Genomic DNA, 13,316 nt, shown 5'->3' with positions numbered 1-13,316 from the left:
CACTAAATAAAACAAGGATAAAAAAATGACAACTAATTCTGTTTTAGTACTTAAAGTGGGTGGCGCATTACTGCAAACCGAAACCGGTATGGCTAATTTAATGTCAGCAATTAAAGACATGACCGCAGCAGGGCAGAAAATTGTTTTAGTTCACGGTGGTGGTTGCTTAGTCGATGAGCAATTAACGGCAAACGGTAAAGAGATTATCAAGCTTGACGGTTTACGCGTAACCCCAGCCGATCAAATTGGCATTGTAGTAGGCGCATTAGCGGGCACATCGAACAAAACCTTACAAGCAGCAGCAGCGAAAGCGGGTGTTGTCAGTGTAGGCATGAGTTTGGGCGATGGTAATGTGGTTAAAGCGAACATTAAAGATGAGCGCTTAGGACTCGTGGGCGAAGTGACCCCGAATGACGCTAGCTACTTAAACTTTATTTTACAGCAGGGCTGGCTGCCGATTTGTAGCTCAATCGCCATTTCAGATGCCGGCCAAATGCTCAATGTTAATGCAGACCAGGCAGCAACCGCATTGGCCAAATTAGTTAACGGTACTTTAGTGCTGTTATCTGATGTGTCAGGCGTGTGGGATGCGAACAAGCAAGTGATTAAAAGTTTAAATAAAAGCCAAATTGACACCCTAATCGCTGAAGGCGTGATTGAAAAAGGCATGAAAGTCAAAGTTGAAGCCGCTTTAGAAGTGGCTCAATGGATGGGCAAGCCGGTTTTAGTTGCTTCTTGGCAAGATACTGAACAGTTAAAAACATTAGCACAAGGTGGGTCCATTGGGACCCAAATACAGCCTTAATGGAGTAGTTTATGAAGCACCTGTTGTCGATAAAAGAGTTATCTCAAACTCAGTTACTGGATATTTTAGCGCTAGCTAAAAAAATTAAAGCCAACCCAGCTGAGTACCGTCGCGCTTTAGATGGAAAAAGCGTTGTGATGCTTTTTGAAAAGCCATCACTGCGCACCCGAGTAAGCTTCGATATTGGCATCAACAAGTTAGGTGGTCATTGTTTGTACCTTGACCAACAAAACGGTGCTTTAGGTGAACGAGAGTCAGTGGCTGATTTTGCCACCAATATTTCATGCTGGGCTGATGCCATTGTTGCAAGAACATACCTGCATAGCACAATAGAGAAATTAGCTCAGTACGGTAGTGTACCGGTTATTAATGCGTTATCTGATTTATATCACCCATGCCAGGCATTGGCAGACTTTTTATCATTATCAGAAAAGTTTGATGATGTTAGTCAGGCGAGATTAGCCTATGTAGGGGATGGCAATAATGTCACCCACTCATTGATATATGGTGCAGCTATTTTAGGCTTAACCATGACAGTGATTTGCCCTGAAGGGTATTTTCCTGATGCATTGGTGGTTACCGAGGCACAAGCTTTAGCAGCACAAAATGGCGGTAAACTGACATTATCTACTGATATCAATCAGATTGAAGGCCATGACGCCATTTATACCGACACCTGGATTTCAATGGGTGATGAAACCTCTTTAGCTGAAATAAAAGAGCGCTTTAGCCCGTATCAGGTTAATGCCCAATTAATGGCTAAAGCGGGTGCAAAATATTTCATGCATTGTTTGCCTGCTCATCGCGGTGTGGAGGTAACGGATGACGTTATCGATGGCAAAGGGTCATTAGTTTTAGACCAAGCGGAAAACCGTATGCATGCTCAAAATGCAGTATTGGTCACCTTATTAAGTTAGTCTGATGATTAAGTCAGTAATGCCATTGGCGTTATTCATATATAAAAATATACGTAATCGATTGTAGGAAAACAAACATGTCTAGTGCAGTGAAAAAAACCGGCGTTAAAAAAGTCGTCCTCGCTTATTCAGGCGGGTTAGATACCTCAGCCATCATCCCATGGTTAAAAGAAACCTATGATGATTGTGAAATCGTGGCCTTTTGTGCCGACGTAGGTCAAGGCGAAGAGGAATTAGTGGGCTTACACGAAAAGGCCATCGCTTCAGGGGCATCAGAATGCTACATCGTTGACCTAAAAGAAGAGTTTGTTGCTGATTATATTTATCCAACCATTGCTACCGGCGCGATTTATGAAGGCACTTACTTGTTAGGTACTTCAATGGCGCGTCCAATTATTGCCAAAGCACAGGTTGAAATTGCCCGTAAAGTCGGCGCAGACGCCGTATGTCATGGTTGTACCGGTAAAGGTAATGATCAGGTACGTTTTGAAGGCTGTTTTGCTGCCCTAGCACCGGATTTAAAAGTGATCGCCCCTTGGCGTGAATGGGAAATGCGTAGCCGTGAAGACTTGCTTGCCTACTTAGCTGAGCGTGATATTAAAACCAGCGCATCGGCGACTAAAATTTATAGCCGTGATGCTAACGCATGGCATATTTCCCATGAAGGCGGCGAGTTAGAAGACCCGTGGAACGAGCCATCAAAAGGCGTGTGGACATTAACTGTTGCCCCAGAAGATGCGCCGAATGAGCCAGAATATGTGTCGCTTGCGGTTAAACATGGTCGTATTACCCATGTTAACGATGAAGCACTAACGCCATATGCAGCATTAATGAAGTTAAACGACATTGCCGGTAAACACGGTGTAGGCCGTATCGACATTACTGAAAACCGTTTAGTCGGCATGAAGTCACGTGGTTGTTATGAAACACCCGGCGGCACTGTGATGTTTGCGGGCTTGCGTGCCATTGAAGAGTTAGTACTGGATAAAACTAGCCGTACTTGGCGTGAGCAGGTCGCTGCCCAAATGTCGCATTTAGTCTATGACGGTCGTTGGTTTACGCCTTTATGTAAGTCACTTATAGCTGCATCTGAGTCGCTAGCTGAATCAGTAAATGGTGATGTGGTGATCAAGCTTTACAAAGGGCAAGCTACACCAGTTAAAAAACGCTCACCAAACAGCTTGTATTCAGAAGCTTTTGCTACCTTTGGTGAAGATGAAGTGTATGACCAAAAGCATGCAGAAGGCTTTATTCGTTTATATTCATTAGCTAGCCGTATTCGCGCGCTAAATACGAAATAAACCTTAATCAATCTTAATTAGGGCGCTGCAAAGCGCCCTTCTTGTAATCACTTTTAATCTTACAAAAGAGTGAATAAAAGAGTGCTTAAAGAGTGATTACAAGAAGACAATATTGATCTAATCGACTTAATTGAATAGCAAAAAAGAGGATACCGACATGGCGTTATGGGGCGGAAGATTTCAAGGCGAAACCAGTGCACTTTTCAAATTATTTAATGACTCATTGCCAGTCGATTACCGTTTATTTGAACAGGATGTTGTTGGTTCAATCGCCTGGGCAGATGCCATTGCTAGCGTAGGTATTATTACAGCCAAAGAATGTAGTGATTTAAAAGCGGCATTAAATGAATTACTGGTCGAAGTGGGGAACGACCCCCAAGCGATTATCAGCAACGGCGCCGAAGATATTCACAGCTTTGTTGAACAAAAGCTGATTGCCAAAGTGGGTGACTTAGGTAAAAAACTCCATACTGGCCGTTCACGTAACGACCAGGTTGCTACCGATTTAAAACTGTGGTGTAAAAAAGAAGGTGCAGCACTGCTGGCTCGTTTAGGTACATTGCATGCAGAGTTAATTGCTTTAGCAGAACGTGAAGTTGACGCCGTTATGCCGGGTTATACCCATTTACAACGTGCACAACCGGTAACATTCGGTCACTGGGCGCTAGCTTATGTTGAAATGTATGAGCGTGACATTAGTCGCCTACAAGATGCATTGGGGCGTGCCGATTCATGTCCATTAGGTTCTGGTGCACTTGCTGGTACAGCCTACCCGATAGATCGCCATGCGTTAGCGTCAGCGTTAAACTTTGCTCGCCCAACGCTAAACAGTTTAGACAGCGTGTCTGATCGCGATCACGTGGTTGAATTGTGTAGCGCAGCATCAATCAGCATGATGCATTTAAGCCGTATGGCCGAAGACTTAATTTTCTTCAACTCTGGCGAAGCCAATTTTATCTCGTTAGCCGATGAAGTCACTTCTGGTTCATCATTGATGCCGCAAAAGAAAAACCCGGATGCGTTAGAGCTTATTCGGGGGAAAACCGGCCGTGTATATGGCAGTTTAATGGGTATTTTAACCACAATGAAAGCCTTGCCATTGGCATACAATAAAGACATGCAAGAAGACAAAGAAGGCTTGTTTGATGTGGTCGACAGTTGGGCAATTTGTTTAGACATGGCCGCATTAGTGTTGTCGGGCTTAAAAGTTAATCGCCCGCAAGCACTAGTGGCAGCTCAACAAGGTTATGCTAATGCGACTGAGCTAGCTGACTACCTTGTCGCCAAAGGCATGCCGTTCCGTGAAGCGCATCATGTGGTTGGCGAAGTAGTGGTATTTGCCATTGGTCAGCAAAAGCCGATTGAAGCGTTAAGCGTGGCTGAGTTACAAAAATTTGCCCAAGTGATTAGCGATGATGTTTATCCAAACCTCACCATTGAAGCGTGTTTAGAAAAACGTGACGTACTGGGCGGCACTGCGATTAATCAAGTTAACGCAGCCATCGCAGCCAAAAAAGCGTAACTATAGCGTTATTGGTTTGAATAGTTTGGCTAACACCCATTTATCAAAAAGCCCTGCTGGTGGATACCAGAAGGGCTTTTATGTTTACAGGGCTTAAACAGCACTGTAAACATAAAAGCTTACAATGATAATAGCGGATTATGTGATCATTATAGATTGTTAGCTGGACACTTATCAGACATAATTTTAAACAGTAACGTTAATCAGTAATCGTAATCAATCACTTATCAATGGCGTGCATTCATACATCTTATGGCTTTAGAACATTCGTCTAGCAGCACTAACCCTTGTTCACGCAGTCGCGATAGATTGTCGTGGCTGCGACGGACGTTGCGCCGTTCTCAGCAAGAAGCCATAGCATCGTCAGCCATGACCGCCACCAGTGATAACTTTTTTAATGCCTATGCCATATTTTTAGGCGCAAGCATGGGGCAAATGGGTTTTGTTACCGGATTACCGCAATTATTTGGTGCGATATCGCAGTTATTGTCAGTGTGGTTAGCCAGTCACTTTAGCCGTAAACTTTTTATTGTTACATCAGCGATATTGCAAGCGCTGGTGGTATTAGCAATGGGATTAGTCGCCGCCCTCAGGCCTGACAATGCAGTGTGGATGTTTATTGGCTTAGCGGTGTTATACCACGGTTTTATTAACTTGATTCAGCCCCATTGGCGCGCCTGGATGGGGGCGATAGTGCCTGACAAACGTCGAGGAGCCTTTTTTGCTGCCCGCACCAGATTAACCATGGCAGCGTCCTTGAGTGTGTTTTTTGTTGGCGGCGGTATTTTAAGTCTTACCGACAGTTATCAAATGGCCTGGCTAGGGTTTAGTTTACTGTTTTCAATCGCCTTCATGGGACGATTAGTGTCAGCATGGCTATTATTGCAAATGCATGACCCTGAACCTTGTTGCGCAAAAGAGAAAGGCTATTTTACCCAGACATTGGTCAATTTTCGCAGTGCTTGGGCAGATAAGGTTTTCCGTCAATACAGTTTATTTGTCGCCGGCATGCAATGTATGGTGGCAATCTCTGCACCGTTTTTTGCGGTTTACATGTTAGAAGACTTACATTTTACCTATTTAGAATTTGTGTTCGCCAGTGTCGCCTCCATTTTTACCCAGTTTGTTACTTTGCGATTTTGGGGACGCTTCAGCGATTTATATGGCAATAGAATTGTGATGATAATCACCAGCTGCTTAATTCCTTGTTTGCCACTGCTGTGGATTTTTTCTGATAATTATCTTTATATTATCGGCCTACAAGTTTTTTCAGGTCTAGCGTGGAGTGGCTTTACCCTTTGTACCGCTAACTACTTATACGACATTCGGCCTTTTCGCAGCGACTTTGCGACCTACGCAGCATTACAGGCATCATTAAGTGCAGGTTTTGTATTTGTCGGTGCCATGGTCGGTGGGTTTATTGCCACCTATGCCAATGACTTCTTGGTATTCACCGGACTTAATCAATGGTTATCTAGCCCAATATTTGTGGTGTTTATTGTGTCTACTGTGATGCGCTGTATGGTCACGTTATGGTTTATTCCGCGCTCAATTGAACCTAAAATTCGGCCAAGGCCGCAATTTTTACAACTCATATTCCGTATTAAGGGCTTTAGTGCCATATCAGGGGTGAGTTTAGATTGGCTTACCGTAACCAAACGGATCGTAAAGCGAAAACCTCACGAAAACGCAGACGAATAATACATTGAGCTGAGGTGACTTAAGCCATGATTATTATGGTTTAAGTAAGGTGTAATCAAAAAACTTTCGTTTATCAGGGCCAGCAGCATTGCTACTGATTTTATGTGGATGTTTATATTCATCCCAGCTGGCAACGTTGCGACCGACATTAAGCACAGGGAAGTCGATAGCATCGTCATCTTTTATCCCTAAAAAGGTTAATAAGGTTTGCAAGCTATTCGGCTGACCAATATCAATACTGATAAAGTCATCCCGCCCCGCAAAGTAATCGCTTACTTGCTGCTGGTGGCGTAAATAACACCCTGCTAAATGCGCTTCATCACGTACATCTTTAACCTGCCATATATCAAAACAATGATTAAAGCTGCGTTTCATTATCGGATGAAAACGGCCATTGTCTTTATCTAAATGCACCATCATCTTACTGAACAACATTTGCATCGACGGTAGCCATTTATCCATTGGCCTATCTAAATGAACAAACTTAGCGCTGGGAAATAGCGCATCAAGTTGTTGATAGTCACTAAAGCACGGCGCATCAGACACCGCATCGGCCAACATAAACGCCTGCTTAGTAAAGGCCTGGTGAGCAACCGTTAAGTCTTGCTCAAGCAACGCCACACTCACGCTAGTCGTACCGGTACGTGGCAGGCCAATAATAAACACTTTATTTGCCTGTTTATTCGGCAAAGTGGGATTAGGTATCGTTGACAATGATGGTGTTGAATGGGGCAGTTTAGAAGTCATTCAGTCGTTTTCGCATCGTGTTTATTTAGCCGGTAAGTGATTATACCGAAATGACTATTTAAAGTGTTATTGAAGTGAAAATAGATCGTGATGAGGCAATTAAAAACCCTAATCGCCTCATTATGTGAGGCGAATAATTTGTTATTTGCCTCATCTTGTAAGTAGAATAGTTTGGTGCGCTCATCAATACAGTATTTTAGTTAGCTAGCAGAGGTTAATATGTGGATTTGGCAACAGCAAGAATGGCCTGACTTTGTATGGGATCAAACCCGTATAAATCCTTTATTGCGTCAAATTCAATTTAACCAAGGTTTGTTGCTTGGGAAAATAGGCACTGAATCAGCCAGCCAATGGACACTTGATACTATGATCGCCAATATCGTCTATTCAAGTGCTATAGAAGATGAAAAGCTCAATGTATTATCTGTACGTTCATCTTTAGCCAATAAACTTGGGGTGAGTGAAGAAAACCCTTATCCCAGCACGGCACAAACAGATGGCTTAGCCGAGATCACCATAGATGTATTACGAAATTGGCAACAACCACTGAATTTAACGCGTATTTTAGATTGGCATGCCCTGTTGTTTCCAAGTAACCAAGCTGTGTTTAATCCTGTTGTAGGCGGCCAGTTGCGCGTTAGTGAGCCTATGCAGGTGGTATCTGGACGTTTAGACAAACCGACGATCCATTTTGAAGCCCCCCCTCGAGATACGCTAGACAATAGTTTAATACAGTTTATTGAGTGGTTTAATCAATCAATAACACAGGCTGATCTAGATCCTTTAGTACGGGCAGCAGTCACTCATTTATGGTTTGTCACCTTGCATCCACTTGATGATGGCAATGGGCGTATCACACGTTTACTCACGGACTTAGCTTTAGCACAGGCTGAACATCGTTCGATTCATTTTTACGCTATGTCAGTGAGCATACTTGAGCGACGTAAAGCTTATTACGCGATATTAGAGTCTACCCAAAAGGGTTCTCTCGATATTACACCTTGGCTTCTTTGGTTTTTAGACACCTTAAACGATGCCGTTCAAAACTCTCTTAATAACATTGAACAAACCATTGCGAAAACCCCATTCTGGCTTCGTTTGGATCGACGCTCACTCACCCCAACGTTAACAACAGAACAAGTTAAAGTGCTTAATAGATTACTCGATGGTGACTTTAGCGATGGCATCAGCAGTAGCCAATATCAGAAAATCGCCAAAGTCAGCCGGGCCACTGCAACCCGACATTTAGCTCAGTTTGTAGAGCAACAATGTTTGGCCAAAACTGGCGCGGGCGGCAGAAGTACAAGGTATGTGTTGGTGCTGTGAGTTTAATATCATAACAATCTTAATATGTGACTTATAGTCCGTAGACTCATTGTCTACATGTTTGCATCATCATGAAAACCTTTTTTTAGGATTTTTCATGGAAGATTTGATACTCGTTTCATTTGGTGCCTACTTTAAAAGCTTAAGGGTTTCAAAGGGATTATCACAAGAACAACTTGCGCTAAAAGCTGATTTAGATCGGACATATATCAGTGGAATCGAAAGAGGGAAAAGAAATGTTAGTTTGATCAATATTGTCAAACTAGCAGAAGCTTTGGAGTTACCTCCTAAACAACTTCTTGATTTTAAGTTCAAGGAATAAATATGTCTAACAGAGCATTTTATTCCGCACCTCTCGAACAGTTTTTAGTTACTAACGCCTTGTCTATAAGTGGTGAAATATCCGCGGCTCATACTCAGCAACTACAGCATCAGCAATCCAGAGCGTGGGGGGCTGAAATAGATATACTCAAAAGAGAACTGAAATTATGTGGTGCTGATAATATACATATCTTTTTTGAGTTTATGATCCCAAGAATGGGGCGACGTGCTGATGTTGTTCTCGTGGTGAAAGGCGTCATCTTTGTTATTGAATTCAAAGTTGGTGCACAACAAATTAATCATGCCGATTTAAGGCAAGCCCATGGTTATGCACTCGATCTAAAAAACTTTCATAATGGCAGTCATGATAAGTTTATCGTGCCCATTTTAATTGCTACGAACTTAGCTAAACCAACACCCCAGCAAGCATTATTCAAATTAGACTTTGCATTTGATAACGTAGCTTCTCCGATTGCTATTCATTCAGGTCAAATACTTAATGCAATTAATCAAATAACTACATCTTTAAAGCAGGTTGAGTTTGATGCCAACCAATGGGCTGCATCTGGTTACTTACCGACTCCAACAATTATCGAAGCTGCACAAGCTCTTTATGCTCAACATAACGTTGAGGATATTGCTAAAAGTGAAGCGGATACTCAAAATATCGGCCAAACAAGTCAGCAATTATTGCAGCTAATACACGACGCCCGTGAAAGAAAACGCAAAGTGATTTGTTTTGTCACAGGTGTCCCTGGTGCGGGTAAAACACTTGTTGGATTAAATATTGCGAGTACTCATTCAAACCCAAAAGAGAAAGAGTATTCAGTATTCTTGAGTGGCAATGGCCCTTTAGTGTCGGTGTTACAAGAGGCCTTGGCCCGTGATCGAAAAGTAAGAACTGCTGATACACTGGCATCTTGTCGACGACAGACAGAGCAGTTTATTCAGAATATTCATAAGTTTAGGGACGATTCTTTATCCGGTGCTGTTCCGCCTGAACAGGTCGCAATATTTGATGAGGCACAAAGAGCTTGGAATAAAGAGCAAGCTAGTAAGTTCATGCAAACAAAACGCAATCAAATAGGCTTTAATAAATCAGAACCCGAATATCTCATTGAAGTCATGGATCGTCACGAAGATTGGGCCGTAATTATTGCTCTGGTTGGTGGAGGGCAAGAAATTAACACCGGAGAGGTGGGGTTGTTAGGTTGGCTTAATGCACTAGACGAAAAATTTAGTCATTGGGATGCTTATTACTCTGCAGATTTACTAAATGGGGAATATGTTGCATCAAATTTAACCGCTAGCCATTTATCAAAAGGAACAGTCTTACCCTGTTTGCATTTAGCAACTTCGATGCGGTCATTCAGGGCGGAAAAATTATCAAGTTTTATTCATTATTTGATTGATGGTGATAGCGTATTAGCTTGGAAATTATTCACTACGTTCTCGCACTTATATCCTATTAAAGTGACTCGAGATTTAGACACTGCAAAGAAGTGGATAAAGTCGCAGAGTCGAGCTACTGAAAGTATTGGCATGCTTGCTTCATCAAATGCAATACGTTTGAAAGCGGAAGGTATTTTTGTAAAAAACAAAATTGAACCTAAAGATTGGTTTTTAGGTCAGCCAGAAGATATTCGCTCATCTCATTTTTTGGAAGATATTGCGACTGAGTTTGATGTTCAGGGCTTAGAGTTAGATTGGTGTTTAGTTGCATGGGATGCAGATTTTCGATTTAAATCTAAGGGAAAAGAACATTGGCGATTCCGTGGAAGTAAATGGGAAAAACGTCAACAAGAACAAACTCAAATTTATTTAGAGAATGCCTACCGAGTGCTACTGACTAGAGCGAGGCAGGGGATGATAATTTTCGTTCCTAGTGGAGATGACTCTGATAAAACAAGGCTGTCTGAGTTTTATGATGACACTTTCGATTTCCTACAACGTTGTGGTATTACCGTTGTTTAGGCTTATTTGATTCCATCAAAGCCAGCCATATCGGCATATGCCACTGTTGAAAACAGGATGTTTTCGTCAAGCCCCCATGGATGGGTTTACGGCGTGTTGCAGAGGACGATGCGGTGGGCGTGGGACCATTAGTCGCGTGACTTAATCATCACGGGTTAACACTTCAAGCAATTCAATTTCAAAAAACAAATCTGAATGAGGTGGGATTTTCTCGCCAATTTGACGCTCGCCGTAACCAAGGTTTGCTGGCACTGATAATTGACGCTTGCCACCAACCTTCATCGGATTGTCTCCAATAATACCCATATACCAACCTTGAATAACCCGCTTAGCGGATATCACCACTTGAAATGTATCTGAACTATCAAACACAGTGCCGTCGGCTAGTTTGCCAGTATATTTACAGGTAATAAGTGCGCTTTTCTCGGCTGCTTTACCTGTTCCTATTTGGGTGTCGTTGATGATTAAATCTGTCAATGTTGATGAGGTCATAGGGTGTCTTATTGATTGTTTTGTCGATTTTTGTGAATGTTATTAATGAGTGTCTGATGCCAGCAGATTGGCTAAAAAGCCAAAAAATATGCCCGTATCATAGCAGTTGATACGGGCATATTTAAAGCTGTTAGCTTAAGTAACACTCTAATAGCGTGTGGTGTTTAATTAGTTCACCGGTAAATGCTTTTGTAAAAAGGCTTCAATAGCATAAAAGGTTTTAAGTCTGTCAGCATTGTCACTAAGGTAATGGTCGCCATCTTCAAGCTCAACAAATTGGACATTTTTATTGTACTTAGTTAATGCATCAAACATATCTTCACTGTGCTCAACGTCGACAACCCGATCTTTCTCGCCGTGAATTAATAGCACTGGCACATTAATGTCTTTGGCTTTACTGACAGGGGAGCGGGCATAAAGTGCATCATAATCGTCGCCAATTTGCTGCTTCACAATTTCAAAGTTGCGGTAACGACGGTGTGACTTGACTAAGTCTTCCACATCCATCACACCACCAAAACTAATCGCACATTGAAATAAATCTTGGGTGGTTGCAACGGCCATTAATGCGGCGTAGCCTCCGTAACTTGCCCCAGCAATACAAATTCTTTTAGGGTCAGCAACGCCTTGTTCAATAAGCCAGCGTGTACCGTCTTCTACGTCGGTTTGCATTTCAAGTCCCCAGTTTTTGATACCTGCTTTCATAAAGTCGTAGCCGTATCCGTCTGAGCCTCTAAAGTTCATCCGCAATACCGCGTAGCCGCGATTTGCAAAGTATTGGGTCCAATAATCAAAACTATTGTTGTCGAAACTAATTGGTCCGCCATGGGGGAATACAATGGTGGGTAGTTTAGTTTTTAATGCGTTTTTTGGCGTTGTTAGAAAACCTTCAATATTTAAACCATCACGGGCTTTGTAGTTAATACTTTCGGTACTGGCCATTAATTCAGGGAATAAATTTTTGTAGCGATAAGCAATAGGGATCAATGTTTTGGCATCTCTGTTACCTAAATAATAAGTGCCTGAGTCGGTTGCGCTGGTAGAGAATACAATGTAACTGCGCTCGTCTTCACTGTATTGAGTAATAAAATTGCGGGTGTCGGGCAACACTTGATTCAAGCCATTAATGAGAGCGATATATTCTTCATCCCAAAAAGTGTATTCCGAGTCAGCACCATCACTTACACCAACGATTTGTTGTTTTACTTTGGAGTAAATTAATCCCCCAGTGACATCAAGATTATCGCGCTTAAACACCAGCTCTTTGGTGAGTTTAGGATCAGTGAGGTTCACTTTGAAAATAGCTTTATAGCCTTCATGGTAGGCTTGAATATATAAAATGTTAGGGTCTTCACCGAAGCCCATTGGCCAAACTTGATTTTCAGCAAACGCCTCAAATTCCCATAACGTACGATAGCTTTCATTGTTATCGGCTTGTTCAATGATTTTATAATGGGTGTCATCTTGAAAGATGCCGACTCGTACTCGATGTTGTTTGTCCGTCGTCCAATCGATGACATTTTTTACCGCATATTGCACAGCACTTGAGCGGCCGTCGGTGAGGTTAATTTTCATTACTGTTTCATTTTCTGGTTTGCTACCTAATCCAGTAAATTGCATCAGAATGTGGTCATCATCGTCTTTGAGCATATCAATAATATCAGATTGAATTTGTGGCACCCATTTAAAGCGTTTTAAAACCATGGGTTTAATCACACTTGATAATTCATTTTCAGAGATAGAATATTTAAATAACCGCCATTCATTGGTTGGCGTGCCATATCGTATGGCTGGAAACTTGGCATAAATAAATAATATGTCATTACTTGCCCAGGATAAGCCGGTAATGGTGAATTTTTGGTTGTCAGTTTGTACTGGATAAACTGACTTACCAGAAGCAACATTATAAATATTAACTAATGAGCCTTTTTGAGTATCTAAATCCAACCGAACAACTGTTGCAATGTTTTTACCATCAGGTGAAAGGGTGACATTGGTTACGTCGGGAATGCTGGCAAAAGCTTCAACAGGCAGTTGTTGTGGTGTAGAGGGAGTGGCAAATGAAGGTTGTGCGACAAGCAAAGCGAGTAACAATGCAAATGCACTGGAAAAAAGAGCTAAAGTCCGTTTCATTAAATATCCAAACTAAATTGTTATTTTGACATGTAACCAGGATGTTACCGTGTAATGCATCAAAGTTTAATGCTTTT

The 13,316-nt window shown here is 42.1% G+C and carries 11 protein-coding genes; 8 read left to right on the top strand and 3 right to left on the bottom strand.

What is annotated here, in order from left to right:
• Nucleotides 1-25: 25 nt before the first annotated feature.
• The 5 genes from argB (at nucleotide 26) to ACRWQM_RS17090 (ending at nucleotide 6,246) form a co-directional block, all read left to right on the top strand.
• Nucleotides 26-805: an acetylglutamate kinase gene (gene argB / locus ACRWQM_RS17110; RefSeq protein WP_434927817.1), complete on the top strand. Its 780-nt coding sequence runs from the start codon at nucleotides 26-28 to the stop codon at nucleotides 803-805.
• 11 nt (nucleotides 806-816) lie between these two features.
• Nucleotides 817-1,722 carry an ornithine carbamoyltransferase gene (locus tag ACRWQM_RS17105; protein WP_434930739.1) on the top strand — a complete coding sequence of 302 codons (906 nt, stop codon included), beginning with the start codon at nucleotides 817-819 and terminating at the stop codon, nucleotides 1,720-1,722.
• Nucleotides 1,723-1,799: 77 nt separating this feature from the next.
• Entirely contained in the window at nucleotides 1,800-3,023 is a 1,224-nt protein-coding gene (locus ACRWQM_RS17100; RefSeq protein ID WP_434930738.1) for an argininosuccinate synthase, read from the top strand.
• Nucleotides 3,024-3,180: 157 nt separating this feature from the next.
• A complete protein-coding gene (gene argH, locus ACRWQM_RS17095; RefSeq protein WP_434928912.1) occupies nucleotides 3,181-4,545 on the top strand; it encodes an argininosuccinate lyase in 1,365 nt (454 codons plus the stop codon).
• Between the two features lie 252 nt (nucleotides 4,546-4,797).
• Nucleotides 4,798-6,246: an MFS transporter gene (locus ACRWQM_RS17090; RefSeq protein WP_434930737.1), complete on the top strand. Its 1,449-nt coding sequence runs from the start codon at nucleotides 4,798-4,800 to the stop codon at nucleotides 6,244-6,246.
• 33 nt (nucleotides 6,247-6,279) lie between these two features.
• Here ACRWQM_RS17090 and ACRWQM_RS17085 read toward each other — a convergent pair whose 3' ends face one another.
• On the bottom strand, nucleotides 6,280-6,993 hold the full coding sequence (locus tag ACRWQM_RS17085) for a sulfotransferase family protein (protein ID WP_434930736.1): 714 nt from the start codon (nucleotides 6,991-6,993) through the stop codon (nucleotides 6,280-6,282).
• Between the two features lie 219 nt (nucleotides 6,994-7,212).
• Here ACRWQM_RS17085 and ACRWQM_RS17080 point away from each other — a divergent pair, with 219 nt between their 5' ends.
• From ACRWQM_RS17080 to ACRWQM_RS17070, 3 genes are all read left to right on the top strand, one after another.
• Nucleotides 7,213-8,319 (top strand): Fic family protein, encoded by a 1,107-nt coding sequence (locus ACRWQM_RS17080; RefSeq protein ID WP_434930735.1) that lies wholly within the window; start codon nucleotides 7,213-7,215, stop codon nucleotides 8,317-8,319.
• Nucleotides 8,320-8,416: 97 nt separating this feature from the next.
• A complete protein-coding gene (locus tag ACRWQM_RS17075) occupies nucleotides 8,417-8,641 on the top strand; it encodes a helix-turn-helix domain-containing protein (protein WP_124018418.1) in 225 nt (74 codons plus the stop codon).
• Between the two features lie 2 nt (nucleotides 8,642-8,643).
• The gene (locus ACRWQM_RS17070; RefSeq protein ID WP_434930734.1) at nucleotides 8,644-10,614 is read left to right on the top strand and encodes a DUF2075 domain-containing protein; all 1,971 of its coding nucleotides are present in this window, start codon (nucleotides 8,644-8,646) and stop codon (nucleotides 10,612-10,614) included.
• Nucleotides 10,615-10,755: 141 nt separating this feature from the next.
• Here ACRWQM_RS17070 and ACRWQM_RS17065 read toward each other — a convergent pair whose 3' ends face one another.
• Entirely contained in the window at nucleotides 10,756-11,106 is a 351-nt protein-coding gene (locus ACRWQM_RS17065; RefSeq protein ID WP_434930733.1) for an FKBP-type peptidyl-prolyl cis-trans isomerase, read from the bottom strand.
• A 168-nt stretch (nucleotides 11,107-11,274) separates the two neighbouring features.
• Complete coding sequence (locus ACRWQM_RS17060) at nucleotides 11,275-13,239, bottom strand: alpha/beta fold hydrolase (protein WP_434930732.1); 1,965 nt, start codon at nucleotides 13,237-13,239, stop codon at nucleotides 11,275-11,277.
• Between the last annotated feature and the right edge of the window lie 77 nt (nucleotides 13,240-13,316).

Origin of the sequence: Shewanella sp. HL-SH5, from assembly GCF_051163755.1 — a bacterium.
GTDB classification, from domain to species: domain Bacteria; phylum Pseudomonadota; class Gammaproteobacteria; order Enterobacterales; family Shewanellaceae; genus Shewanella; species Shewanella glacialimarina.
Note: the sequence above shows the minus strand (reverse complement) of the source record. Positions and strands in the feature narration are given on the sequence as shown.